25 protein-coding genes and 1 tRNA gene are annotated in these 25,563 nt (G+C 69.0%); 17 read left to right on the top strand and 9 right to left on the bottom strand.

Annotated elements, in window-relative coordinates; translation table 11 throughout:
• Nucleotides 1-19 precede the first annotated feature (19 nt).
• The 11 genes from OHB49_RS28785 (at nucleotide 20) to OHB49_RS28740 (ending at nucleotide 9,927) form a co-directional block, all read left to right on the top strand.
• Nucleotides 20-538 (top strand): hypothetical protein, encoded by a 519-nt coding sequence (locus OHB49_RS28785; protein ID WP_329163921.1) that lies wholly within the window; start codon nucleotides 20-22, stop codon nucleotides 536-538.
• Entirely contained in the window at nucleotides 511-654 is a 144-nt protein-coding gene (locus OHB49_RS45870; RefSeq protein ID WP_383919733.1) for a hypothetical protein, read from the top strand. The genes OHB49_RS28785 and OHB49_RS45870 overlap by 28 nt, the downstream gene beginning before the upstream one ends.
• A 13-nt stretch (nucleotides 655-667) precedes the next feature.
• A complete protein-coding gene (locus OHB49_RS28780; protein WP_329163920.1) occupies nucleotides 668-3,823 on the top strand; it encodes a phage tail protein in 3,156 nt (1,051 codons plus the stop codon).
• 1 nt (nucleotide 3,824) lies between these two features.
• A complete protein-coding gene (locus OHB49_RS28775; RefSeq protein WP_329163919.1) occupies nucleotides 3,825-5,243 on the top strand; it encodes a phage distal tail protein in 1,419 nt (472 codons plus the stop codon).
• A gap of 16 nt (nucleotides 5,244-5,259) precedes the next feature.
• The gene (locus tag OHB49_RS28770) at nucleotides 5,260-6,354 is read left to right on the top strand and encodes a hypothetical protein (RefSeq protein WP_329163918.1); all 1,095 of its coding nucleotides are present in this window, start codon (nucleotides 5,260-5,262) and stop codon (nucleotides 6,352-6,354) included.
• A gap of 11 nt (nucleotides 6,355-6,365) precedes the next feature.
• Nucleotides 6,366-7,559: a hypothetical protein gene (locus OHB49_RS28765; RefSeq protein WP_329163917.1), complete on the top strand. Its 1,194-nt coding sequence runs from the start codon at nucleotides 6,366-6,368 to the stop codon at nucleotides 7,557-7,559.
• A 1-nt stretch (nucleotide 7,560) separates the two neighbouring features.
• Nucleotides 7,561-8,043 (top strand): hypothetical protein, encoded by a 483-nt coding sequence (locus OHB49_RS28760; RefSeq protein ID WP_329163916.1) that lies wholly within the window; start codon nucleotides 7,561-7,563, stop codon nucleotides 8,041-8,043.
• A 12-nt stretch (nucleotides 8,044-8,055) separates the two neighbouring features.
• Nucleotides 8,056-8,877: a peptidoglycan recognition protein family protein gene (locus tag OHB49_RS28755; RefSeq protein ID WP_329163915.1), complete on the top strand. Its 822-nt coding sequence runs from the start codon at nucleotides 8,056-8,058 to the stop codon at nucleotides 8,875-8,877.
• Between the two features lie 2 nt (nucleotides 8,878-8,879).
• The gene (locus tag OHB49_RS28750; protein ID WP_329163914.1) at nucleotides 8,880-9,146 is read left to right on the top strand and encodes a hypothetical protein; all 267 of its coding nucleotides are present in this window, start codon (nucleotides 8,880-8,882) and stop codon (nucleotides 9,144-9,146) included.
• Nucleotides 9,147-9,214: 68 nt separating this feature from the next.
• Nucleotides 9,215-9,574: a hypothetical protein gene (locus tag OHB49_RS28745; protein WP_329163913.1), complete on the top strand. Its 360-nt coding sequence runs from the start codon at nucleotides 9,215-9,217 to the stop codon at nucleotides 9,572-9,574.
• Complete coding sequence (locus tag OHB49_RS28740; protein WP_329163912.1) at nucleotides 9,571-9,927, top strand: hypothetical protein; 357 nt, start codon at nucleotides 9,571-9,573, stop codon at nucleotides 9,925-9,927. Before OHB49_RS28745 ends, OHB49_RS28740 begins: the two co-directional genes overlap by 4 nt.
• 11 nt (nucleotides 9,928-9,938) lie before the next feature.
• On the opposite strand, the gene OHB49_RS28735 is transcribed toward OHB49_RS28740, so the two are convergent.
• Nucleotides 9,939-10,466, bottom strand: a complete 528-nt coding sequence (locus OHB49_RS28735) for a flavoprotein (protein ID WP_329163911.1) — start codon at nucleotides 10,464-10,466, stop codon at nucleotides 9,939-9,941.
• A 132-nt stretch (nucleotides 10,467-10,598) separates the two neighbouring features.
• Between OHB49_RS28735 and OHB49_RS28730 the strand changes: the two genes are divergently transcribed.
• Nucleotides 10,599-11,780 (top strand): helix-turn-helix domain-containing protein, encoded by a 1,182-nt coding sequence (locus tag OHB49_RS28730; protein ID WP_329163910.1) that lies wholly within the window; start codon nucleotides 10,599-10,601, stop codon nucleotides 11,778-11,780.
• Nucleotides 11,781-12,894: 1,114 nt separating this feature from the next.
• Here OHB49_RS28730 and OHB49_RS28725 read toward each other — a convergent pair.
• Nucleotides 12,895-12,966: transfer RNA gene (locus OHB49_RS28725), tRNA-Val, on the bottom strand.
• A 200-nt stretch (nucleotides 12,967-13,166) separates the two neighbouring features.
• On the opposite strand from OHB49_RS28725, the gene OHB49_RS28720 reads away from it, so the two are divergent.
• The 4 genes from OHB49_RS28720 (at nucleotide 13,167) to OHB49_RS28705 (ending at nucleotide 16,280) form a co-directional block, all read left to right on the top strand.
• On the top strand, nucleotides 13,167-13,937 hold the full coding sequence (locus OHB49_RS28720) for a DUF4097 family beta strand repeat-containing protein (protein ID WP_329163909.1): 771 nt from the start codon (nucleotides 13,167-13,169) through the stop codon (nucleotides 13,935-13,937).
• A 71-nt stretch (nucleotides 13,938-14,008) separates the two neighbouring features.
• A complete protein-coding gene (locus OHB49_RS28715; protein WP_329163908.1) occupies nucleotides 14,009-15,376 on the top strand; it encodes a hypothetical protein in 1,368 nt (455 codons plus the stop codon).
• 59 nt (nucleotides 15,377-15,435) lie between these two features.
• Nucleotides 15,436-16,035, top strand: coding sequence for a DUF4383 domain-containing protein (locus OHB49_RS28710; RefSeq protein ID WP_329163907.1), 600 nt, complete (start codon nucleotides 15,436-15,438; stop codon nucleotides 16,033-16,035).
• A 29-nt stretch (nucleotides 16,036-16,064) separates the two neighbouring features.
• A complete protein-coding gene (locus OHB49_RS28705; protein ID WP_329163906.1) occupies nucleotides 16,065-16,280 on the top strand; it encodes an FmdB family zinc ribbon protein in 216 nt (71 codons plus the stop codon).
• Nucleotides 16,281-16,300: 20 nt separating this feature from the next.
• Here OHB49_RS28705 and OHB49_RS28700 read toward each other — a convergent pair whose 3' ends face one another.
• The 4 genes from OHB49_RS28700 to OHB49_RS28685 all read right to left on the bottom strand — a co-directional run bounded on the left by OHB49_RS28700 (nucleotide 16,301) and on the right by OHB49_RS28685 (nucleotide 21,687).
• Nucleotides 16,301-16,960, bottom strand: coding sequence for an O-methyltransferase (locus OHB49_RS28700; protein WP_030970344.1), 660 nt, complete (start codon nucleotides 16,958-16,960; stop codon nucleotides 16,301-16,303).
• A gap of 53 nt (nucleotides 16,961-17,013) precedes the next feature.
• Nucleotides 17,014-17,907, bottom strand: a complete 894-nt coding sequence (locus OHB49_RS28695) for an HAD family hydrolase (protein ID WP_329166653.1) — start codon at nucleotides 17,905-17,907, stop codon at nucleotides 17,014-17,016.
• 68 nt (nucleotides 17,908-17,975) lie between these two features.
• Entirely contained in the window at nucleotides 17,976-20,513 is a 2,538-nt protein-coding gene (locus tag OHB49_RS28690; RefSeq protein ID WP_329163905.1) for a phosphoribosyltransferase, read from the bottom strand.
• A gap of 10 nt (nucleotides 20,514-20,523) precedes the next feature.
• Nucleotides 20,524-21,687, bottom strand: coding sequence for an HpcH/HpaI aldolase/citrate lyase family protein (locus OHB49_RS28685; RefSeq protein WP_329163904.1), 1,164 nt, complete (start codon nucleotides 21,685-21,687; stop codon nucleotides 20,524-20,526).
• A gap of 219 nt (nucleotides 21,688-21,906) precedes the next feature.
• On the opposite strand from OHB49_RS28685, the gene OHB49_RS28680 reads away from it, so the two are divergent.
• Nucleotides 21,907-22,782 (top strand): TerD family protein, encoded by an 876-nt coding sequence (locus OHB49_RS28680; protein ID WP_329163903.1) that lies wholly within the window; start codon nucleotides 21,907-21,909, stop codon nucleotides 22,780-22,782.
• Nucleotides 22,783-22,892: 110 nt separating this feature from the next.
• On the opposite strand, the gene OHB49_RS28675 is transcribed toward OHB49_RS28680, so the two are convergent.
• The 3 genes from OHB49_RS28675 to OHB49_RS28665 all read right to left on the bottom strand — a co-directional run bounded on the left by OHB49_RS28675 (nucleotide 22,893) and on the right by OHB49_RS28665 (nucleotide 25,559).
• Entirely contained in the window at nucleotides 22,893-23,627 is a 735-nt protein-coding gene (locus tag OHB49_RS28675) for a TerD family protein (RefSeq protein ID WP_030925925.1), read from the bottom strand.
• A gap of 140 nt (nucleotides 23,628-23,767) precedes the next feature.
• Nucleotides 23,768-24,913, bottom strand: coding sequence for a DUF475 domain-containing protein (locus OHB49_RS28670; protein WP_030970336.1), 1,146 nt, complete (start codon nucleotides 24,911-24,913; stop codon nucleotides 23,768-23,770).
• Between the two features lie 70 nt (nucleotides 24,914-24,983).
• The gene (locus tag OHB49_RS28665; protein ID WP_030970334.1) at nucleotides 24,984-25,559 is read right to left on the bottom strand and encodes a TerD family protein; all 576 of its coding nucleotides are present in this window, start codon (nucleotides 25,557-25,559) and stop codon (nucleotides 24,984-24,986) included.
• Nucleotides 25,560-25,563 lie beyond the last annotated feature (4 nt).

Below are 25,563 nucleotides of genomic sequence, written 5' to 3'. Positions count from 1 at the left end.
ACTCACTCTGGAGCCCCGCATGACCACTGGACTTGACCTGCTCGCCGAGGGCGGCACCATCACCCTCACCGACGGCACCGAAGTGCCTTTGCGCTACTCCTTCCGCGCCCTCGCCCTGCTGGAGGCCCGGTTCGGATCCATCGGGGCCGTACAGGAAGCCATCGACAGCACCGGCGGCGGAGCCGCGTTCGGGCCCCTCCATCAGATCCTCGGCGCCGCCATCGTCGGCCCCGGCGGATTCGAACCGCACCTGCGCGAGCATGTCGACGCCAAGGGCAAGCGCACCGTTTCCGACATCGTGTTCCGCCGCCGCACCGACGGCGCCGACCTCGCCGACCTCCTCGACCCCGGCCGCCTCGACGCCTACGTCGCCGCGTTCTCGTCCGCCCTTGGCAAGGCGCTGGAGCACCGGGGAAACGGACCGGCCCCGACCGTCGAGACGGTGACGCCGGGGCTGTCGCTGCCTACCCCTGGGCCGAGTTCTACTACCTCGCTGTCGGTGCCCTCCACATTCCACCCGGCCAGTTCTGGGACATGACGCAGGTGCAGTTGGTCACGCTCGCCGACCAGCACCAGGCCGCCCACAACTCCGGCGGCAGCCAGGCCCCAAACCAGTCCGGACCGTCGCTCCTCGCGATGGCCGCCATGCAGTAGGAGGTGACCCGCAGTGGCCGATGACATCAACCTGCCGAACCTCGTCTCGCACTTGCAGGTCAACCTTGCGAACACCAGCGGCATCGCCGCGGATGCCGCACGCCAAGGGTCCGCCGTCGGCGCGGCCCTCGGCGCCGGCATCCAACGCGAGGTCCGCGACGCCGTCAACAACATCCCTGACGTCCAGATCGATGCGAACAGCAGCGACCTCGACCGCGACCTTGCACGCGTCCGCGGGGAACTCGACCAGCTCGCCTCGCAGCGCATCGGCGTCGACATCAGCATCGAGGACGCGCTACGCCAGCTCGACCGGCTGGAGCCTCACCTCGACCGGCTCTCACATACGCACCCGAACATCAACGTCCGGGCCGCCACCGCCGGGGCGATGCGCCAGCTGGAGCAGCTCCGAGCTGCCGCAACCGCAGTGCCACCCGAAATCGACGTGGACGTCGACGTCGATACCGAGCGCAGCACCCACGATGTCGGCGAGCTGTCCGGGGCACTCAACGGCCTCGGCCCGGCCGCCGCATCGGGCGCCGGCACGGCGAGTCTGGCCATCGCTGGAATCGCCGCGTCTTCCGTTGGTGCGGGTGCCGCGCTGGCCGCGCTGCCTCTGGCGTTCGCCGGGCTCGGCGCGGTGGCGCTGAAGGAAAACAAGCAGGTCAAGGCAGCGTTCGCCGACATGGGCAAGTCGATCAAGTCGACGCTCGCCGACGCCGCCGCCCCTTTGATCCCCGTTTTCAAGGACATCGCCAAGCAGGTGTCCGGCATCGTCAGGGAACTCGGGCCCGCCCTCAAAGAGGCGTTCACCGCGACGGGCCCGCTCCTTAAGCCGCTCGTCGCCGGGTTCGGCGCCCTGGCCAAGAACGCGATGCCGGGGCTGATCACGGGACTGAAGGCTGCCGGACCCGTGATTGACGCGCTCGGCAAGGGACTCGGCGACATCGGCACCGGGCTGGCCGGATTCTTCGAGGGCATCGCGGGCGGCGCGGACGGTGCCGCCCAAGGGCTCGGCGGGCTCCTCAGCATCTTCGGGAAGCTGTTGCCCCCGCTAGGATCCCTGCTCGGCCAGATGGCCGAGCTCGGCGGGCCGATCCTGACGGCCCTCGCCCCGGCCATCGACACGCTCGTATCTGCTTTCGGCGACGGGCTGTCCCCAATCATGGAGGCCCTCGGGCCTGTCCTGAAATCCGCAGCCAAGGCGATCGGGGAACTGGTTACGTCCGCGGCCCCGCTGCTCCCCGTCATCGGGGAACTGGTCGCCGGGCTGCTGCCCGTACTGACGCCGCTACTCGATGCCTGCGCCCGCATCTTCAAGGCCCTGGCCCCCGTCGTGCAGACCGTCGCCGACACCCTGCAAGACACCCTCAACCCCGTGCTGGCCGCGCTGCCGGGCATCATCGAGCCACTCGCCGCCCTGATTGCTGACCAGCTCGTCTACTGGATCGGGTTCCTCGGCGACCTCCTCGTCGAGATGGGCCCGTCGCTGGTGCAGGTGGGCGAGGCGTGCGGTGAGCTCCTCGTTGCTCTGTCCCCGCTGATCGTGGCTTTCGCCGACTTCAGCACCAAGCTGCTTGAGGAGATCGCCCCGTACCTGCCCGGCCTGATCGAGGTCATCGGCGGTCTGGCCGCCGCTCTCGCAACCGGCCTCGCCGGTGCGATCACGAACATTGTGATCCCCGCCCTCCAGATCATCGCCGCCCTGCTCTCCGGCGACTTCAGCGGCGCCCTCGACATCGCGAAGCAGGCCGCGGTGAACATGGTCGCCAGCACGATCAAGAACTTCCGGGACCTGCCCGGTAAAGCCAGGGACGCCCTCGCCCCGCTCGGCGGAAAGCTGCGCGAGCAGGTCACACGAGCAGGGCTCGACATGGTCGCCGCGATCCAGACCAAGATCGGCGAGGCCGTCCGCCGCGTGGCCGAACTACCCGGCAAGGCACGGGCCGCGCTCGGCGACCTCAGCCGCCTGCTCGCCACGGCCGGCGCCGCGCTGGTCGCCGGGTTCGTGTCTGGTATCCGCTCGGCGATCCCGTCCGTGACGAGTGTGCTGGCTGGGCTGACGGACATGATCCCGAAGTGGAAGGGCCCGAAGAAGCGGGATGCCACGCTGCTGACCCCGGCGGGCAAGCTGATCATCAAGAGCCTCGTCGACGGCATCGACGCATCGACGGCCGCGCTCAAGTCGAAGCTGGGCAGCGTCACCAACCTGATCGAGCGCGCGATCAGCATCAACTCCGGTAACCGCAAGAAGAAAAGCGGTCTCGGGTCGCTGCTCTCGCGGGTGGAGAAGGACAACAAGAGGCTGCTGTCCCTGGCCAAGCAGCGCGACACTGTGGCAGCCAAGCTGAAGGACGCACAGAAGAAGCTCGACGACGCGGTCAAGGCCCGCACCAAGGCTGCCGCGGACTTCCGTGACGGCATCCTCGGCGACGCGAACATCACCTCCGGCAACAGCATCGTCAACTCGGTCGCCGCTATCACGGTCGGGCTGCAACAGGCCGTCGCCAAGGCCAAGGCATTCGGCGACAACCTCGCCAAGCTGAAAAAGGCCGGGCTCCGGTCCGACCTCCTCGGCGACATTGCCGCGGCGGGTGTCGACGGTGGCGCAGCCACGGCGCAGGCACTGGCCCGCGCAACTCCGACCGAGCTGAAGAGGATCAATGATCTTCAGGCGCAGCTCGCCAAGGCAGCCACGTCCACCGGCAACAGCGTGGCCGGCGCCCTGTACGACTCCGGCGTCAAGGCTGCGCAAGGCCTGGTGGATGGGCTGAAGAAGCAGCAGGGCTCGATCGAGAAGCAAATGAAGAAGATCGCCGAGGCCATGCTCAAGGCCATCCGTAAGGCGCTCGACATGCACTCTCCGAGCCGTAAGGCCCGGCAGATCGGCCAGCTGTTCATGCAGGGCATGCCGCTCGGATTCGAGGACATGCGCGCAGCCGTCACCAGGTCTGCCGCGTCCGTGGCGAACGCTGCGGCCGGCGCGGCATCCGCCGTAGCGACGGTGACGCCGAGCATCCCCGCACCCGGCCAGCTCACCACCGCCTACGCAGGCACCGCCGGGGCCCCGACGACGAACAACACCTTCAACCTCTACCAGTCCGAGGCCACCCCGGACGGCATCCTGCGCGCCCTTTCCTGGCAGGGCCTCATCGGACGAAAGGGGCGATGACATGGCGCAGCAGCGCATCGGCCGAATCCAGTGGGGCGACCTCCAGTTCGGGCCCGGCTCCCGGTACCACGTCACCGCCGTGAACGGCCTCGACGACATGCCCGACATCCGCGCCGAGGACATCAACCGCCCCGACCAACACGGCGACTACACCGGCCCCGACACCACCGGGGCCCGCGTCATTCAGCTCGGCCTCGGCCTGCGCGCCGACTCCCCGGACGAACTCCGCGATCTCACCCTCGCGTTGCGGGCGGCGACGCAGCCACAGCGACAGTCGGCCCCGCTCCAGTTCCTCGACCAAGACACATTGGTGTACGGCAAGGTGCGGCAGCGCTCGATCCCGTACGACGCCGAGAACCTGTGGTCGACCGGCACCGCGGCGCTGGAGCTGTACTGCGCCGACCCGTACCTGTACTCCCTCGACGAGCGCATCGCCTCAACGACCGCGTACTCCCCGGCCGCCGGCCGCACGTACCCGCTGTCGTATGCCGGGGTGACCGAGCTCATCAACTCCGTGCTCAACCCGTCCGCCGAGCTCGACGTATCCAACATCGCCGCGTACTCCTCGGCGGGCACTGCAGCCACCTTTGCGCAGGCCACCCCCGGTTTCGGCGCCCGGTTCGGCGTGGACACCAACCTCGTCACGTGGACCGCCTCCGGAACGGGCGGCGCCCGGTACACCCTCGGCACCAGCTACGCGGCCGGCACCGCAGTCCGCGCCTCGGCGTACGTCTACCTGCCGTCACTGACCGGGGTCAGTGCGGTCAACCTGATGTTCTTCAACGGCACGACGCTGCTCTCCTCGGTCGCCGCGACCACCCCACCCGCCGCGACATGGACGCGCATCGAGGGCAACTACACCGTGGCCGCTGCACAGATCGTCACCCACATCGGAGTGCGCCTCACCACCACCGGCGCGACGACGATGCACCTCGATGGGGTCATGGCCAGCACTGGCACCACCAGTCAGCCGTACGTGGACGGCGACCAGATGGGATGCATCTGGGACAGCACGCCCCACGCCTCGACGTCCCGCCGCATCGCGGGCATCAACCGCGTCTACGGCGACGCCGGAACGAGCGGGCGCCTCACCGCCATCAACCTTGGCGCATCCCCCGCGTACCCCGTGCTGCGCCTCGACGGGCCCGTCGCCAATCCCAGCATCGAGCAGGTCACCACAGGCGGCGGTATCACCCTCGACGGCACGCTCCAGGCCGGTGAATTCCTCATCATCGACACCCGCACCCGCGCGGTGCTCCTCATGGGCAGCAGCCCCCGCCGCACATGGGTCCGCGCCGGATCCCTGTGGCCACTCCTCATGCCTGGCGAGAACGAGATCGCCTACCGCGGCACCGCCCTGCCGGGTGCCCCCGGCCAAACATCCCAGCTCACTGTCACATGGCGCGACACGAGCCTGTAAGGAAGGAAGTCCACCCATGGCACTGATCAACCCCCCGGCGTGGATGCAGGCCGGTAGCTACCCGGCCCGCACGGACCGGCTCGTCATCGCCTCGCTCCTCGGGTACCCCGGTTTCCTGGTCGACGAGGCGACCCCGATGCGGATCCGGCAGGGCGTCAAGCCGTCGTATCTCAACCAGCAGCTGAAGGTGCGCGCCGCACCCACGCCGAACATGACCGTGATCGTGTCCGGCGGTTACGCGTTCATCGACAACCACGACGCAGGAGGACAGGGCACCTACGTCTGCGCGAACGACGGCGACGTCATCCTCAACGTCCAGCCCGCAGGCGGCGCAGGCCAGTTCCGAAAGGACTGTGTGATCGCGTCCGTCTATGACGCGGAGACCGCAGGGTCCGCGAGCGAATGGCGGCTGGAGGTCATCCAGGGAACCTACGCCGCGTCGGCAGGCGCCGCCGTACGCCCCTCCCTCCCGCCGAACGCGCAGATCCTCGCCGACCTCGCGATTGCCCCGTCACAGACGTCCGTCGCCGCGGCGAACATCACCGATATCCGGCAGTTCTCTGTGGCTGCCGGCGGAATCCTCCCGGTCCCCTCGGCGTCGGCCCCGAACAGGCCTCATCCGGGACAGGCCATGTACCTCACCGACCTGGACGTGTTCAGGTACGGCAGGCTGGACGGCTCCACCAACACCATCACCCCGGACCAGAACATTCCGTGGATCACGCCCTCTGTGGGAACCGGCTACACCACGGGCGGCACCACCGCCGGATCTCCGGGCAACCGCAATGGGCCGATCCGATACCGCAAGGTGTTCCGCGACGGCACTCCGTACATGGAGTGGGACGGCGGCGCGACCCGCGTCGCTGGAGCGCAGACCGCGAACATCCTCGCCGGAACCCTGCCGGGCCCGTACATCCCGTACGCCGTCCGGTCCGTCAGCGTCGCCCGGAATGCCACCGCGATCACGAGCGTCGCGAACTCCAACAGCGTCGTCCACACCGTCAAGGTGGATTTCGACACCGCCGGTGCCGTCACCCTGATCGCCGCGACAGCCGGTGATGTGGAGACGACCTGGTTCTCCCTCGCCGGTGTCTCGTACCCCCTGGCCTGACGATGACGGAGATGGCGTTCGCGTCGCTGCTCGCGGCCTCGGCCCCGGTGACGCCGGATCACACGTATACGTACCTGTTCTGCGACCTCATGACGGACACCGTCCTCGCCGAGCTGCCGCTTGCCGATGTCTCGTACTCCACCGAGCTCAACGGCATCGGCACGCTACGGGCAACGATCCCGTACACCGACGAGACGGCACCGCTCGACCCGGAGACCGCATCACAGCCGGGCCGCACCGCCCTGTACGTGGACCGCGACGGCGTCATCGTGTGGGCGGGCATCATCTGGACCCGGCAGCCGAGCGGTAAGTACGCGAAGGAGATCCAGGCTGCCGAGTTCATGTCCTACTACCAACACCGGTACGTCAAGACCACGCTCAGCACAGACTCCAGTGCCGTCCTTAACCCGGCGCTGGTCCCGGCCGGGCAGGTGCTGTACGCCGACCAGAAATACATCATGTGGTCGCTGATGACGTACGCCCACGTGCAGCCGGGAGGGAACCCCGGCATCAACGTGGATGCGTTGACGGCTCCCGCGCACGGCATCACCAGGCAGGCCACGTACTACGGGTTCGAGCGGCCGGAGATCTACAAGGCGATCAGCGAACTCGCCGCGGCTGACGACGGGTTCGATTTCGGCATCGACGTCGGGTGGACCGCCACCACCAACAACAACCCTCCGAAGCGCTACCGCCGGGCCCGCACCTGGTACCCGAGACGCGGTCGCACCGCCGATGAGTCCGGGTTGGTGTTCGTCAAGGGCGGGCAGGGCGCCTCGATCCTGTCGTACGACTGGCCCGAGGACGGCACCGCCTCCGCAACCGAGGTCTCGAGCCTCGGCGCCGGAACCGGCGAGGCAAAGCTGTCGGCGGTGGTCCAGGACACGGACCGGCTCGCCTCGGGCTGGCCCCTGCTGGAGGCCGTCACAAGCTATGACGCAGTCGTCGATCAGGCGCAGCTCACCGGCCTCGCGAACTCCGAGCTCACCGCCCGCGAGCAGGCGCAGGTACAGCCGACATTCGAGGTCAGTGCCGACACCGACCCCGCATTCGGGTCCTACAGCGTCGGCGACGAGGCCCTGTTCATCATCGACCCGGAGCCGATCTGCCCGGCCGGCCGATCCGGGGTCCTGCGGATCATCGGCATTGAGAACACCGCGGCGGCTGGCCCGGAGCGTGTCCGCCTCACCTGTGTGGGGGTGTGACATGGCCCAACAGGTCACCTCGCGCAGCTTCCTGGAGCGCCTCGCAGTGCTGGAGGACCAGGTGGCGCAGCTGCGCCGCACCGGGTGGGAGCGGGACGAACTCCCCGTGTATCCGACCTCGTTGCATGCGATGCCGTACGAGGACGACACCGCGTTCATCACGACGTGGGAGACCGTCCTCTCCCCGCGCACCGGGTCGCTATCGCTGGGCCTCGTGTTCATCGGGGATTTCGTCGGCGCGACGAACACCGGCGGGGCCTGGCAGGTGCTGCTCAACGGCGCCGACGTCGTCATGTCCGGGACCATCGCCGCCACCTTCAGCTACCAATTCGCAGCGCAGGTCATCGACCTCACCCCGTACCGGACCCTCACCGGGCTCAAGTTGCAGATCCAGGTACGCCGCACGACCGGTGCCACGACCGGCGGTAAGTACGGCACGGGCGGCGCTGTCGCCATCGCCCCTCGATACGCACGTCTCCTCTGAAAGGACAGCACGTTGAAACTCGTCACGAGGGCGCAGCTCGGATGGCCCGCCTCGGCCGCCCCGACGCAGGCCACCGCCAAGGGCGTCAAGGTCCATTACGAGGGGGCGCCGGTATCCACCAAGCTCCTCACCGACCACCAGGCGTGCATCAGCCAGTGGAAGGCGATCAGGGCAAGCCACCTCGCGAACAGGACCGAGAACTACAGCGACGTCGCATACAACTACGCGGCCTGCCCCCACGGCTACCTGCTGGAGGGTCGAGGCCTCGGTAAGCGGACCGGCGCGAACGGCAACCAGGCGTTGAACGTGGCGCATTACGCGATCGTCGGCCTCGTCGGATCATCCGGCCTCACCGAGCCGACTGACGCCATGCTCGGCGCGATCCGAGACGGCATCGAGCTACTCCGCGCCCACGGCGCCGGAGCCGAAATCAAGGGCCACCGCGACGGGTACGCCACCGCGTGCCCCGGCGGCCCGCTGTACGCGTGGGTGCAGAACGGCGCCCCGCGACCCAAGTCCGAGGAGGACGACCCCATGGCAGGCCTCACCAAGCTGGACATCTTCAACGCGGTGTGGAAGACCGACGCCATCGCTGCGCCGTCCGATGCGACCGACATCAAGACCAATCCCAACTGGCAGGCGCTATCCATCCTGCGGGACACGCAGGCCCGCGTCCGGTCCATGGACAAGCGGGTCGCCGCCATGAGCGCCGCGATCACTGCCCTCGCCGGGCAGGTCGGCAAGGGCGCCGACACCGCAACCATCGTCACCGCGGTCGAGGCCGCCATCGAGTCCGCCGTCATCGACGTGAACATCAACACCAAGGAGCAGTGACCATGTCCAACTACGTCCTCCCCACCCCGGAGACCGTCCTCAAGACCGGCAAGACATACGCGAGGGACCTCGCCGAGCGCGTCTCCGCAACGTTCGTCGTCGCCGCGGCTGGCGTCGCCATCGCGGCCGGCCCCGCCGACATGTTCCACGCGTCGTTCTGGGAGTCCGTAGCCGCGGGTGGCATCGCGGCAGCCGGGTCCCTCGTCAAGGGCATGCTTGCCCGCGCGTTCGGTAGCAAGAACTCCGCCTCGACCCTGCCGAGCGTCTGATGTGCGCGGCGGCCCGGCGGCTCCGAGCACGTCTGGGCCGCCGCGGGCAATGGCTCCTCCTCTGGTCCGTGGCGTGGATCTGCTGGGGGTACGGCGTCGTCGCCGCACCCTTGCCCGATGTGCGCCCGTTCCGCCTGCTCCTCCAGTTCGCCCCCCTCCACTGCTGGGCATGGGTATGGCTCGGCGCCGGCATCATCACGGCCGCCGTGTCCCTCGCCCGCCCGCCGTGGGACTGGCCCGGTTTCATCGTGGCCCTGGTGCCCCCACTCACCTGGTCCATGTCGTATTTCGTCGCGGGTGCTCTCGGCGATTACCCGCGCGGTCTGTGGGCTGGCCTCTTGTGGCTGGCCCTCGCCGCCGCCGTCCTCCAGTCGTCGAGGACTCGGGAGCATTCCGTACCGCACAGCAGAAAGACCGGTGACGCATGAGTGGGGCGGCGGTATTTGTAGGGACGCTGGTCACGGCACTGGCCACGGTGGTGTGCGCGATCGTCGCGGCGCGCGCTGCCCGACGTACGGCGGCAGACCAGCGTGAGGCGCAGCGCCTGGCTGCCGAGCCCGCGCAGCGCACGGTGGACCTCGCGATCCTCAAAGAGACGGCCGACAGGGTCGACCGGGAAAACGGCGAGATCCGCTCCGAGCTGAAGGGCATGCGCGCATTGCAGCGCGCCTACTCCTGGACGGTGGACCGGCTGATCTACCGCATGGAGCGCGCCGGTATCCCCCCGGAGCCCGAGGACATTCACGAGCTGGTGCGTGAGCACATGCGGACCGGGTCCTAATCAGCCGCAGGTCACGCCGTAGAGCTGGCAACGGCATCGAGCGCGAGGTGCCACGGGTAGGGCCGACGCTCACCGGGCTGGTTCGGCTCGAATCCACCAGGGCCGTACAGCACCGTAACCCCCATGCCTCGCAGCTCGGCAACGCTTCGATCGAGCGCACGATGCTGCGCGTAGGCGGAGTTTACGCACGGCATCGTGACGAGCGGGATACCCTTCCCGATCGCCTCGGCCGCAAAGCCCACGACGAAGCTCGACGTGAGCCCGAGAGCCCACGAGTTCAGGCTATTGAACGTGGCCGGCGCGAACAGTGCCACGTCCGCCGGGGGCCATACGTCCGACGCTGTCGGCGCTTTGTACTCGGACCGCACCGGGTGCCCGGTCAGCTGCTCCAGCTGCGGCAGTTGCGGATCCAGCCAGCGAGCGGCCGACGGGGTCAGACCGAGGCACACATCGTAGCCGCGGGACTGGACGTCCTCGATCACCGAGGCGATCTCCAGGACCGGCGGTGCGGCGGAGCCGAGAAGGTAGAGAGTCGTCATGTCGCCATCCCATCGCGCCTGGGTTCGAACATGCAACCGCCCCCAATCCTGTTTGGATCAGGGGCGATTGAGGTCCAGCGCACGATCGCGCGGGTACCGTTCCAGATGACGAGTCAGGAACGAGGTACCAGTATGCCCACACTCGGCAGCAGCGGCACTGGCGAACGCATCAAGGAGCAGCGGAGGTTAGCTCAGCTGAGCCAGCGCGCACTGGCGGAGCGGATCCCCTACTCCTACAGCCTGCTCAATCAGGTGGAGTGCGGGGCCCGGGTCGCTTCCGCCGCGTTCACCGATGCCGTGGCTGCCGCCCTCGGGATCGACGTCACTCTCCTCACTGGACCGCCCCACGTGACCGACATGCAGCATGGGCGCCTCGCCCCCCTGGTACGTCCCATCCGTGAGTCTCTTGCCCTGTACGACCTCGCTCCGGGCGGCCTCACACCCACGCGCCCCGTAGCCAAGCTGGTCCTCGACGCTGACCGCCTGTGTCAGGAGGTCCGGGCAACCCACCTGCACCGGGCCGCCCGCGCCCTCCCAGACGTCATCGGGAACCTGACCCTCACAGCCCACACAGCGCCTTCCACAGAGGCATGGCGCGCCCTGGCCTCCACGTACCGCACCGCCCACGACATTGCGACGAAGCTGGGGTTTCCGGACCTCGCACTCCTCGCTCTCGACCGTATGGGGTGGGCCGCTGATCGCGCGTCTGACCCGTGTCTCGCTGCGATCCGTCAGTACCGCCGGGCGCTCGGGCATGCGGAGGCGGAGCCTGGTCTCGGGCGGCGCCTGGTGGAGGCAGGCCAGAGGCTGGTTGCCGACCAGACGTCACGGGAGGGGCTGGCGGTTGCGGGGCAACTGCACCTTGGCGCGTCGGCCGTGGCCGCGCGGGCAGGGAACAGCAGTGCTGTGGAGCAGCACATCGCCGCGGCTCGCGAGCTGGCCACTCGCGTCGGTGGTGAGGCTCGTGAGGTTCACTGGCTGTCGTTCGGCCAGATGAACGTCACCTTGCACGAGATGGGCGCGGCCATTGCCATGCGCCGATACGACGACGCGTTGTGCCAGGCCCGCGCCGTAAAGCTTCCGCCGGCAACGCTGACCTCACGGCGGTCCCGGTATCTCGTGGACCGTGCGCTCGTCGAGATGGAGACCGGACACCCGGACGCCTCGTTGCGCCACCTGGTCGCAGCACGACGGACGGCCCCCGAGCAGACCCGCTATCACCCGCGTACTCGTGAGACCGTCGTCGGCCTGCTCCACACCAGTCGCCGCACGTCGGAGTCCCTCGTCACCATGGCCACCTGGATCGGTTTGTAGGCCCGCACGCTCACAAAACTGTGAGCGTTGTGACCATCAATCCCTGGCACGCTCGTCCCACCGATCAGCGACGAGCCGGGGACCGCTATGACCGTGAGGGATCTACCGCCAGCCAACGAGCTCACCGAGCAGCAGCGCCGCGGGTGGCGTTGTGTCTGGTGCCGACACCCCCTCACGGTGGGCGACGACATCGACATGGGCGAGCAGCGCGCCCGGCCGACCGACGGGGCCGCGTACTCGTGGTTCCCTCGCGCCTGCGCCGACACTGAGGCGTGCACGGAGCGGACCGAGAATCGGCCTGCTGACCCGCTGCACCGGGGGCGGGCATGAAGACCGAGTCCAGCAACGTCATCACCCACGTCTGCTGGGACATGGACCCCAAAACGGCAGCACGCTGCCGACGGGACCCCCACCACAAGGGGGACCACTTTGACCCCCACACCCGCACGTCGTGGAACCATCCCGGCACCGCGTGGCGCAGCTGATCTCCCGCCCGTACCCGAGGCCGGCGGTGGTCGGGGTGCGGGCGGGCTTGTCGATCATGAATTCGGCCACGCGTGCGGGGCCCAACCCTTCCGCGTGGACTAGTCCAATACTCATTGTGCATTCGTGATCACCAATCGATCGTGAGCCCATGCCTCGGGCACATGCATCACCTGCGATCCCCGAGCAGCCGCACCGGACGCGCTCCGAAGCGGCCACCAAGCGGTGCATCGACGTTCGCGTGTCCGTCGAAAAGCGCCGACAGACGCCACGACTTGGTCAAGGCGTCCCGCCCCGTACCCACCAGGGTGCGGGGCGGTCTACGTTGGACAGCAGAAGGCCCCCACCGACAAACCCGGTGGGGGCCTCGCTCCTGTGGGCCCGGCCTCCCCGCCGGAACACCACAGAATTTCGGGAGGCGCGTGTCAGGCGCGCGCGGGGAGACACACCTGCCCCTCCCATGCGCCGCACTCTACGGTGTACCGGCCACGTTTCCAGTCCCTCTATCGAGTGATCAGCAGTGCTCGCCGCCGGGCGATGTGGCCCCTATGTGGCCTCGATCATGGAAAAGGCCCTCCGGTCCGTGTGGACCGGAGGGCCTATTCAGGCTCTCACCTGCGGTTTCCTACTGTGGGCGCGGACGGTTTCGAACCGCCGACATCTGCTTTGTAAGAGCAGCGCTCTACCCCTGAGCTACGCACCCGTGGATGAAGGAACAGCGTACATGCCGCATGGCCCATGCTCACAAACGGTTGACCGGGCCGGCGAGGAGCAGGGGATTCGGGGGATATCCCCACCCCGCATACGGTAGCCGTCCGGATTCACCCCGGGCTGCCGCGCTCCCTACGGTGGTCCCACACCGGTGGGAGAAGCCCCCCGGACCTGGACGGGGGATCGATCACCGTGGCACTCCATACCCGCACTCGCACACTCGTCGCGTCCGTCGGAGCCGTAGTCGTCGTCCTGGGGCTGTCCGGTTGCGGAAGTGCGGACGTGGATGACGCACCGGTCGAGCACAAGTCGTTCGCGTTCGGGGGGAAGTCCCTGACGATCGACTCCGGCAATACGGCCGTGGAGCTCGTACCGGCGGATGTGGACAAGGTCGAGGTGACGCGTCGCGTCGACGGGTGGGTGGTGCTCGGGAACGGGCCCGACGCGCGTTGGACGATGCGGGACGGCAGGCTCACGCTGCGGGTGAAGTGCACGGCGGTCGTCAGCAACTGCGAGGCCCTGCATCAGGTGAAGGTGCCGCGTGGGGTCGCGGTGACGGTGGACGGTGACAACGGCAGGGTCGTCGCCTCCGGGTTCGACACTCCTCTCACGCTCCGCTCCGACAACGGGAAGGTGACCGTGCGTGACTCCAGTGCGCCGCTGAAGTTGGAGAGCGACAACGGGGGCGTCGTCACGGAGCGGATCTCCAGCACGTCCGTCTCCGCGCAGGCGGACAACGGGGAGATCCGGCTCGGGTTCACGGCCGTGCCGGATCGGGTGGACACCGTCAGTGACAACGGGCGGGTGACCATCGAGCTGCCGAAGGGGTCGCAGGCGTACGCGGTGACCGCCGTCGCCAGGAACGGAGACATCTCGGTGCGGGTGCCGCGCAGCGACAGCAGTCCGCATGTGGTGAAGGCGCGCAGCGACAACGGGGAAATCACGGTTCGAACCGCGAACTAACGGGCCCGTGTGTTCGTCCTTACCTGGTGGGAGAATGAACCGGGCAAGGCGATACGGCACGGGAGAGGGATGTGACGGCGACACACGCGCGGCCACAGGCAGGAGCGGGTGGCAGAACCGCCGTCAGGGACGTCCTCGGATTGATGCTGCTGCCGGTGCCGTTGCTCGCCGCGGCGTTGCCGGCCGCCTTCGCCGGTGGTGGTACGCGGCGCTGGTTCGGCGGTCGCGGGGAGAACCAGCGTGCCGATGCGCAGGCGGCGAAGGACGCGGCCGCGGAGGCCTTCTACGAGCTGGACACGGCTCAGCGCGATCTGAAGATCTCGATCGAGACGATCACCGCGGTGGACAGCTCGCCCGCCGCGCGGAAGGCCGTGGACGATTTCGCCGCGCTGGGGCGGCGGATCGACGAGGCCAGCCATGCGTACATCACGGCGGTCGACGCCCACGACCTCGATCGCGACGATCTTGAGCCGGCGGTCGCGGCGCGTGCCCGGACGGAGCTGACCGCCGCCAAGGACGAGCTCGTGCGGGTCAAGGGCGAGCTGGAACGGTTCGCGCAGGGACTCGGTCCGCTCCTGGGGAATGCCGAGACGCAGCTCGCCCGGCTCGCGCCCGCCGTCGAACGGGCGCGACAGGCGCTCCTCGGTGCGAGCAATGCTCTCGACGCGGCGCGCGCGTCCGGACTGCGGGCGGACGATCTCGCCGCGCGCCTGGCGGCCCTCGCCCCCGAACTGACCAAGCTCAACCAGGGCGCCGGCCGGCACGGCGTACCGGAGACGCTGCAACGCGCCGATCAGGTGCTGCGCGGCGCCGAGGCCGTGCGGGCCGAGGCGGCGCAGCTTCCCGAGCGCGCCGCGGAGATCGACCACCGGCTGGTGTCGCTGCGCACGCGAGCCCAGGCGCTGACGACGCGCGCCGGCACGGTGGAGCCGGTGCTGAGCGAGCTGCGGCGGCGGTTCACCGCTGCCTGCTGGCAGGACCTCCAGCCCGTGCCCGAGCAAGCTGCGGTCAATGTGCGGCAGGCCGAGGAGAAGCTCAAGGAGGCCACCAAGGCGCGGGACGAGCAGCGCTGGGCCGATGCGACGTCGCGGCTGTCCACCGTACGGGCCCTGCTGAACGCGACGGACGAGGCCGTGTCCGCGGCCGGGGACCGGCTGCGCCGCCTCGACGACGTGGCCAAGGACCCCCAGCAGGAGATCCAGCGGACCAGGTTCGCCATCCGCGACGCCCAGCGCCTGGCCATGGCGGGGCGCAACACACCCGAGCCGCGCCACGCCCGGCCACTGGACGATGCCGTGGCCCGGCTGGAGCACGCGATCGCCGGGCTGGAGGGTCGCCACCCCGACTACTGGCACTTCCTGACCGAGACCGAATCCGTGCGGCAGACGGCGGCACGGGTGGTCTCGGAGATCCGTGAGGAGCGGGGCGCCGGCGGCTGAGCCGAGTTGTCGCGGCCGTGCGCGGGGCGGATCCTGGTGGTATCGCGAAGGAGGCCCCCATGGCTACCCATGCAGTGCATCCCCCGCGGCGACGTGCACAGAAGCCCGCACGGCGCAGCAGAGCCGCTCGGCTCGACGACCATCTCCCGATCGATCACCGGCTCAACAGCATCTATCGCGTAGGGGCGGGGTTGATGGGACTGTTGCTGCTCGCCTTCGGCATCCTGGGAATCATCGACAAGATCGGCTTCTTCAACACGGGCGAAGCGACTGTCGCGGGCCTGAACACCAATGGGGCGCTCAGCGTCCTCTCCATCTGCGTCGGCCTGCTCCTGTTCGTCGGGATGGTGATCGGCGGCAACTTCGCCTCGACGGTCAACATGGTCCTGGGTATCGCGTTCATCCTCAGTGGCTTCATCAATCTGGCACTGCTCGACACCGGCTTCAATTTCCTCGCCTTCCGCATGCAGAACGTCCTGTTCAGCTTTGTCGTCGGGCTGATGCTGATGATGTTCGGGATGTACGGAAGGGTCAGCGGCGGGCTCCCGCACGACAACCCGTACTGGCGTGCCCGCCATCCCGATGAGGCCGCCGTGGAACAGCGCCACGACCGGAGTTCGTCGATGCCGGTTGCCGGCCGGAGCCGTATTACGCGGTAGCCGTGGTGCCCGCCGGTTAGCCTGGGGCCATGCCTCGTTACGAATACCGCTGCCGCTCCTGCGGAGACACGTTCGAACTCAGCCGTCCGATGGCCGAGTCGTCGGCCCCTGCCTCCTGCCCTGCCGGGCACGAGGACACGGTGAAGCTCCTCTCCGCGGTGGCCGTGGGCGGGGCATCGGCCAAGTCCGCGCCGGCCGCCCCGTCGGGCGGCGGCGGCTGCTGCGGTGGGGGCTGCTGCGGCTGACCCGGCCGGGCGGGCGGTGGCTACCGCTTACGGGAGAGGGTCAGTCCGTCCGCCACGGTGAGCATCACGCTGTCCATCCGCGGATCTGCGGCCACATGCTCGTTGAACTCCTTGATGGCCGCCGCTCCGCCGGTCGCCCGTGGGTCGGTCACACCGCCGTGGAACAGCACGTTGTCGGTGACGATCAGGCCGCCCCGGCGCATCCGCGGCACCAGCTCTTCCCAGTACGGAATGTAGTTGCCCTTGTCCGCGTCCAGATAGGCCAGATCGATGTGCGGCTCGGACGGCATGGCCCCCAGGGTGTCGAGAGCGGGGGCGATGCGGAGCTCGATCCGGTCGGCGACACCTGCCTTCTCCCACGCCTCGCGGCCGTAGGCGGTCCACTCCTCCGAGATGTCGCAGGCGATCAGCCGTCCGTCGGCGGGCAGTGCCTGCGCCATCGCCAGGGCCGAGAACCCGGTGAACGTCCCGACCTCGACGATGTGCCGGGCACCCGTCAGCCGTACGAGGAAGGCGAGCAGTGGGCCCTGCTCCTCGGCGGACTGCATCCCCGCCTGTTCGGGAAGGTGCGCGTACGTGGTCGCGACGAGTTCACGCTGTACCGCGTCGAGCGGCGGGTTGTGCGCCAGCATGTACGCGTACAGCTCGTCCGTGATCTTGGTTTCGTTTCCCTTGCTCATCGCGCACTCCCTCTGTGCCTGCCGGGCAGGCGGTCACCTGCCCGGCACGCTGGTCACCTGCCGGGCAGACCGGTCACGGCCTCAGGTACCACTGTTCCCTGCCGGGGGCCCTGCTGCGGGACGGAAGCCCGAAGGAAACGCCGGAGGATCTCCTCGCCCGCCGCCACACCGTTCTCCGTCAGTACGTCGACGTGCGGGGCGCTCCAGTCGGTGTCGGCGAGTTCGCCGTGGCCGGGGCGCCAGGCGTGGTCGGCGGCGAGAAGCAGGTCGGCGTCGAGGAGCGAGTCACCGGCGGCGAGGGTGAGCGTGGCGCCGGCGCGGCGGGCGACTTCGTTCATCGCGGCGCTCTTGGTGAGCGGCTTGGGCACGGCGTAGATCTTGCGGCCCTGGAGCGACACGGTCCAGCCGCGGGGGTCCGCCCACTCGGCCAGCTCCCCCACCCATCCCGCGGGCAGCAGCGAGCGTTCGACGACGAGATAGGCGAAGAGGTCCTCGGCGACCCGTTCCTTGAGGAGCCAGGCAGGGTCCGCAGCGGCGGCGAGGTGGGCGCGGACTTCGGCGAGGGAGGCGCACTCGTCGGCGAGCCGGCGGGCCACCTGCGCCTGCCAGTCGGGGTCGGACACCCCGTCGACCAGGAGGTGTCCCCCGTTCGCGCAGATGGCGAACTCCGGTGCGGGGCCGGGGAGTCTGATGCGCTGGTACTGCTCACGGGTGCGGGTGGTCGTGGGCACGAAGACCGTGGTGCGGGCCAGCTCTTCGAGGAGTTCGGCGGCCGTCTCCGTGAGATAGGAGAGCGGCTTGTGGCCGTACACCTCGACGCAGAGCAGCCGGGGGGCTTCGGCGTCCGGCATGGAGAGCTGGAGCGCCGCCGCCGAGTAGATGAGGGTGCGGTCGAGGTCGCTGGCGACCAGCGTCACGGAGCCGGCGGGAGCGGTCCGGGCGGCCATCGGGGCCGGGGCGGCCGTGGGCGTCGGGATGGTCACGGAGCCCGGGGTGGTCAGGGAGCTCGGGGTGGTCACTGTGACGCCACCGCCTTGCCGTCCGCTCCCGTCGCTCCCCGGGTGTACTTCGGGTGGATCAGTCCGACGCAGGTGTACGGGAGTTCGTCGACCTCTTCGACCGGTACTCCGCGCTGCTCGGCCAGCAGCCTGATGTGCTCGAGGTCGGCGCCGGCGCCGCGCTTGGCGAGGATCTTCCACGGCACGCGTCGCAGCAGTACGCGTGTGGTCTCGCCGACGCCGGGCTTGACCAGGTTCACATCGTGGATGCCGTACTCCGCGCTGATGCGCTCGACGGCCGCCCAGCCGTCCCAGGTCGGGGCGCGGTCCGCGGCGAGCAGCTCCTTGACCTCGGCGTCCACTGCGTCGACGACCTCGTCGAAGTGCTCGGCGACGGTGTCGAGGAAGTGGCCGGACACATCGGCGTCCGCCAGCTCCCGGTAGAACTTCGCGCCGTGGAAGTCATGTGGGCCGACCAGGTCGGAACGGAGCACCGTGCGCGAGATCAGTCCGGAGACGGTGGAGTTGAGGCAGGCGGACGGGATGAGGAAGTCCTCACGGGTGCCGTAGGTACGGACACAGCCGCCCGGGTCGGCCAGGACCGCGATCTCGGGATCGAAGCCCTCGAACTCGGCGAGCGCCGCCGACAGTTCACGGGTGATCGCCCCCTTGCCGGTCCAGCCGTCGACGAAGACGACGTCCGCCGGGTTGTGGTGGGCGGCCAGCCAGCGCAGGGCATTGGCGTCGATGCCCCGTCCGCGCACGATGGAGACGGCGTAGTGCGGCAGATCGAATCCGTGCCGGTGCTGCGCCCAGCGGCGCATCAGCACACCGACCGGGGTTCCGGCCCGGGCGAGGGAGACGAGAACGGGACGGGGGCTGCGCTCGGCGAGAACCGTCTCGGTGACGGTGCCGACGGCCCGTGCGATGCGGGCGGCCGACAGGTCCAGGGCCGCCTTGAACAGGTCCTGGTACTCGGCGGACGGCTGGTATTCGACGGGCAGCGACTCGGCGTAGTGCGCGCCACCGCTCTGTATCGCTTCCTCGCGCTCCTCGGTGGGCGCCTCCAGCTCGGTGTCCGAGAGGTCCTGGAGCAGCCATCCGACGTCGTCCGGCTCGTAGGAGGAGAAGACGGGGCCGCGAAGGGGCTCGGGCAGCATAGGAGGTTCCTGCCGTTCGGGGGCGGGTGAGAAGGCGTACGGGACGTACGAGGGGACGACGGCCAGCAGGATGTGGGAGGTGTGCGCGGCCAGCTCCGCCAGCAGGCCGCCGGGGGCGTGCAGCTCCGGGGTGTCGGCGGTGGAGTCGACGACCACCACGACCGCGTCGAAACCGGCACCCGCGACGTTGTAGGCGAAGCGGTCGCCGGGGCCGTCGGCCGGGTCGTCGTGGGCCGGGAAGACCAGACGGCTGCGTATCGCGTAGCCGGGGTCGTCGACGGCGAGAACGGGGGAACGCGTGGTGGTCGAGTAGCGCACCTCGGCGTCGGTGTGGGCCTCCAGGGCCGTGCCGAGCCGGAGCGGTGCGTACATCAGTTCCTCGAAGCCGAGGACCAGTACGCGGCGGGCGTCGCCGTCCAGGGCGTCGGCGATGCGGGCGGCCATGGCCGGAAGGGCCGATTCCAGGGTCGCGCGATGTGCGGGGGTGAAGCCGTGCCGGCCGCCGTCGGGCACCCCCGCCGGCCACCCCAGCTCCACTCGGGTGCAGAAGGTGTCGGTCGCTCGCCCCGGTACCGGTGATCCGGCCCCGGCTGCGGCAGCCACGCCGTCGCCGGCCTCGGCGGCCCGCTCATGGGCGGCGACCAGCGCCTGCCCCTTCTCCAGGACGCCGTCCGGGAGGCGGACCGTGCCCGTTCCCCTCGCCACCAGGTCGACGCGTGCGCCGATCTCCGCGGCGAACTCGGTCAGGCGTCCGCGGTCGGCCGGCGACCGCATGTCCACCAGGGCCACGATCACGTACCGGTCGCGTGGGTACAGCTCGTGCAGCGCGCGGATCGTGTTGAGCACGGTGTTGCCCGTGGAGAACTCGTCGTCCACCAGCACGAGCGGCTCTCCCGCCCGGCCCTCACCGCCGGTCCCGAGCAGCGTCGGGTCCTCCGGCAGCAGCAGATGCGAGGTCGCGTGCGAGTGCGACTCCTCGAAGCCGCCCGCCCGGACCACGCCCTCGACCGGGCGGCGCGTCGAGTGGAGATACGGCGCCACTCCGAGTCCGTCGGCGACCGCGTGGCCGAGACCGGTGGCCGTCTCCGCGTACCCGAGGACCACCGACCGGCGCGCCGGCGCCTCCCCGAGGAGCTCGCGCACCCTCAGGCCGAGTTCGAAGCCCGCCCCGTAGACCACGGACGGCCTCTGCGGCACATGCTTGCCCAGCACATTGGAGACGAGCAGATGGGCCCGTTTGGGATTGCGGCGCAGAGCGAGGCCGAGTAGCTCCCGGAGCTCCCCGTCGCCTCCGGGCGCCCCGTTGCCGACGAGCTCGACGCCCAGTCGCTCCGCCACCCAGCTACCCGACCACACCACGTTCGCCGTCTCTTTCCTTGCTGCGCGCTCGCTCATCGGGACTCGCTCATTCCGCGAGGCCCGCGGCCAGCAGATCCACGAACCCGACGTCTTCCTTCGCCACGCCGAAGACCTCGGCCCGCAGCAGCGTGCGCTCGGCCCAGGCCCGGTGGGGCTTCACTTCGTTCATCTTGTTCGTATACGCGGAGCGCATCACTCCACCGCCTCCCCGCTCCGGCCGCATGATGTCCTGTGCATCGGTGAACTCCTCGTGACTGACCACGGACAGTGCGTGGACGGGCGCGACGTGCGACGGGTGGATGCAGGTCTTGCCGAGCAGCCCGTTGGCCCGGTCGAGCTCGATCTCCCGCAGCAGCCCGTCCAGGTCGTGCTCGATCAGCTCTGTGCGCAGCTCCTCGGCCCGGCCCTCCAGGAAGGGGCTGCGGCGCAGCTGCGGTTTGAACATGCGCTCCTGAAGTCGGAAGTACTCCCACACCGGGCCGGTGATGGTGAAACCGGTGCCGTCGGCCCGGCCCAGCACATTGACCACGTCAGCGATGACCGCGGCAACGAGCTGCACGTCGTACGCCGTCATGTCGGGCGCCCTGCGCAGTCCGTACGCCGAGCAGAAATCGGTGACCCCGAGCCGCAGCGCGAGCACCCGGTCCCGGTATCTGTCCACGGTACGGGCGATTCCCTGCAGCGTCTCGCCACGGGACTCCAGATGAAGCAGCTCCGGGGATTCGAGGACGGGCATCGCGAAGAGCCGCCGGCGCGTGGCCGTCTCGGCCTTGGTGAGTGCCTCCATGAACGGCACGCCACGCTCTTCCGTGAACTTCGGAAGTACAAATCCGGACAACAATCGGGCGGAGGTGCCGAGCCGGTTGACCAGGTCCGTGATCTGCTCCGGTTCACGGACCCGGATGAAGAGCAGCGGCACCTCGGCATCCCGCGCCGCGAGGTCGGTGAACTGTCTGACCAGGTTCTCCTCGGCCGCCGTCACCTCGGAGTCGTCGATCGAGTCCTCCAGGCACAGCACCATCGAGACGACACCGCGCCCGGCCTGTTTGATGATGTCGTCCGCGAGCCGCGGCCGGGTGGCCGGGGAGTAGAGGGTGGCGCCCAGGGCGGCCGAAAGCATGCGGGTGGGCGAGCCCGCACCGAATTCGCCGGGCTCCCGATGGAACAGGCCCTTCCGCGCAGCGGGCGAGATGTGCCCGAAATGCCGCATATATTTCCCCCGTACTGCCTGGCCGACCGGACAACGCATGGCCGGTAATAGTACGTAAAGACTGGTGTCGAGAGTTCCCTGCGTGCATGAATTTCGGGTAACTCGTCCATTTCCCGACGGTTCCGAAGGCGCGGGGGGCGTGGTTCCGACGCGATGCCGGGACATGGGTTGCGACCCCCGCGTTGTCTGCGCGGGCAGCCAGCAGGCAGGATGACCGCCATGACGCACGCGATGCTGAAGGGCTCGAACGTCCCCCTCGATGCCACGGCCGTACGGGCCGTGCTGCGCTGGACCCCGGGCGCCGGGGTCCCCGATGTGGACGCTTCGGCCCTGCTTCTCGGCACCGGGGGCCGTGTGCGCTCCGACGAGGACTTCGTCTTCTACAACCAGCCCAGGCACCCTTCCGGCCTGGTACGGCGACTGCCGAAGCGCAGTGCCGCCGAGGGGTTGACCGACACCATCGAGGCCGACCTGGGCGCGCTCGACCCCTCGGTCGAGCAGGTGGTCATCGCCGCGTCCTCGGACGGCGCCGCCTTCCAGCAGGTCCGCGATCTGCGCATCCTGGTGTACGACGCGGGCTCGGCGGGCGGGGATCCGCTCGCCGTGTTCGATGTGCGGCCGGAGACCGGCGAGGAGACCGCGATCATCTGCGGTGAGCTCTACCGGCGCGGCGATGGCTGGAAATTCAGGGCGGTCGGCCAGGGCTACCCGACGGGTCTGGTAGGTCTCGCGACGGCGTTCGGCATCTCGGTCGACGAGGCGGAGGCCGCGGCCGAGCCCGATGCGGCCGGATCGCCCAGCCCTTCGCACGCCCCGGCGCCCGTGCCGGCTGCCGCACCGCCCGCTCCCGTGTTTCCCCCCGCGCCCGGCCCCGACCCGCAGGCCACGGTCCAGCACCAGCAGCCCGCGTACGGCTACCCGCAGCCGACAGCGGTTGCAGCGCCCGTCCCGGCTCCCCAGCCGGCCTACGGCTACCCGCAGCCGGCCTCCGCACAGCCCGCGTACGGGTATCCGCAGCCCGCGGCGGCTGCACAGCCCGCCCCGGACCCGAATTTCGTCCTGCCGCCGCAGGGCCCGCAGTTCGTCCGGTCCTGACCGGCCCGGCGCCGCGGGCCTGATCCCGGTCCGCGGACCGGCAATCGGTCTCAGCCGGGACCCAGGACCGGCACTCAGGTCTCAGACCCGGGTGTCAAGGACAGGCGGCCTCAGGCCCGTGACTTGTAGCCTCGGCCCCACTGCATCCCCCAGCCGTACAGCCGGTCCAGCTCCGACTGGAAGCCGTAGACGAATTTCACCTCGCGCCGCACGATCAGCTCGTCCTTGACGTTCTCCACGGTGAACACGGCGCACGAGCGGGCCTGCGGGGCCCTCTCGTCGAGCTCGATCTCGATCCGCGGCCCGTTGCCCGGGTAGAGCGTCACCTTGGCGTGCGTACGGTCGAAGGCCGGCGTCTGGTCGTAGATGTAGACGAAGAACAGCAGCCGCTTGATCTGGTCCCGCTGGTCGAGGTTGACGTACACGGTCTCCCCCGACGGCGCCCCGAAGCGGTCGTCCCCGCTGAGCCTGATGTACGGCGGCCCGTTCAGGTCGCCGATCAGGTTGCCCAGCGGCTGCACGACGCCCTTGGTGCCGTCCTTCAGCTCGTACATGCAGCCGAGGTCCAGGTCGACGTTGACCACGCCCTGGGTGTGGGCCTGGACCACATCGGGCTGGAAGAGCTTGAACGGCCGCAGCAGCCGGCCGCTCTGCCGCGATCGGCCCTCGATGTCGGACGTACGCATCCGCCAGGAGAGATTGACCCGGAGGTTGCCGGTCAGCGCGCCCTGTTTGGTCAGCGAGACCGTGGCGTGCCGCTTGGAGAGCACGATGGAGTTGGTCGCCGCGTTCCCTGACTCGAACTGCGCTTCGCGCCTCGGCCACAGGCCGTCCCAGAACGCCATCCCCAACCCCCACACCTCTCGGTACTGCCCGGCCCCGCGCGCATCACTGCGGGGCGGCCCCCGGGCCGGCTCCGGGTGTCCCCGGAGAACCGTCGCCGTACGAACCGCCCCGCTGAGAGCGTTCCTCAATCCCTACCGGGTCACACCCCGGACGGGACTTCCGCCTTGGAGCCCGAGTTGTCGTCGCCGCCTCCGGCCTCCAGCGCCTTGTTGCGCCGGACCGAGGACCAGAAGGACCAGGCGATCAGCACGACGCCGACGAGGCCGGTGATGATCTCGTTGATCTGGTACTGGATGGTGACGAGCAGGATGACGGACAGCGCGCCGATCGCGTAGTGCGCGCCGTGCTCCAGGTAGACGTAGTCGTCGAGGGTGCCCTGACGGACCAGGTAGACCGTGAGCGACCGGACGTACATGGCGCCGATACCGAGGCCGAGGGCCATCAGCACGATGTTGTTGGTGATGGCGAAGGCACCGATGACACCGTCGAACGAGAAGGACGCGTCGAGCACCTCGAGGTAGAGGAACATGAAGAACGCGGCCTTGCCGGAGAGGACCACCGCGGAGAGCTTCTTGCCGGTCTTCCTGGCCTCTTCCTCGGCCTCGTGCTCGCGCTCCTCCTCTTCCTCGAGCTTGTTCTCGAAGTAGCTGGAGAGACCGCCGACGATGAGGTACGTGATCAGACCCGCGACACCCGCGAGCAGAACGGTCTCCGCCTTGTCCGCGTGACCGCCGCCGTGCTGGTGCGCCTGGGTCGCGAAGGTCATGGCCGAGATCAGCAGCACGATGAGCGCGATGCAGACCGACAGCATGTCGACCTTGCCGAGCTTGGCGAGCGGACGCTCGATCCAGCGCAGCCACTGGATGTCACGCTCCTCGAAGATGAAGTCGAGGAAGATCATCAGCAGGAACATGCCACCGAAGGAGGCGATCGCCGGGTGGGCGTCCGTGACCAGTTCCTGATAGCGGTCGGGCTGGTTGAACGAGAGATCGACCGCCTCGATGGGACCCAACTTGGCGGTGATGGCCACGATCACGACGGGGAAGACCAGCCGCATACCGAAGACCGCGATGAGGACACCGATCGTGAGGAAGATCTTCTGCCAGAAGGCATTCATCTTCTTCAGGATTCCGGCGTTGACCACCGCATTGTCGAAGGACAGCGAGATCTCGAGGACGGAAAGGATCGCGACCACCCCGAGGGCCTCCCACCCCCCGTAGAACACCGCTGCGACCAGGCCGAGCGCGGTAATCGCGAACGACCAGCCGAAGGTTTTCAGAAGCACTGGCTACCCCATCGTGTAAGTACGGGTCTCCCCCGGGTGTGTGCGGGGCTCCCCCGCGCCGTGCGCGGCTTTACGAAACGTTGACCCCGAAGTCTAGAGCGATGCCTCGCAGCCCCGACGCGTACCCCTGTCCCACTGCACGGAACTTCCATTCGCCGCTGTAGCGGTAAAGCTCACCGAAGATCATCGCGGTCTCGGTCGAGGCGTCCTCGCTGAGGTCGTAGCGCGCGAGTTCCTGGCCGTCCGCCTGGTTCACCACGCGGATGAACGCATTGCTGACCTGGCCGAAAGTCTGTCCGCGGTTGTCGGCCTCATGGATCGAGACCGGAAAAACGATCTTGTCGCAGTGGGCGGGCACCTGAGTGAGGTTCACGATGATCGACTCGTCGTCGCCGTCGCCCTCACCGGTGAGATTGTCGCCCGTGTGCTCCACGGAGCCGTCGGGGCTCGTGAGGTTGTTGTAGAAGACGAACCACTCGTCGCCCAGCACCCGGCCCGACTGGCACAGCAGCGCGCTGGCGTCGAGGTCGAAGTCGGCTCCGGTGGTGGATCGCGCGTCCCAGCCGAGGCCGACGAGCACCTGGGTGAGGTTGGGTGCGGCCTTGGAGAGGGAGACATTGCCTCCCTTGGCGAGCGTGACGCCCATGGTG

The organism is Streptomyces sp. NBC_01717 (genome assembly GCF_036248255.1).
Lineage (GTDB): Bacteria > Actinomycetota > Actinomycetes > Streptomycetales > Streptomycetaceae > Streptomyces.
Note: the sequence above shows the minus strand (reverse complement) of the source record. Positions and strands in the feature narration are given on the sequence as shown.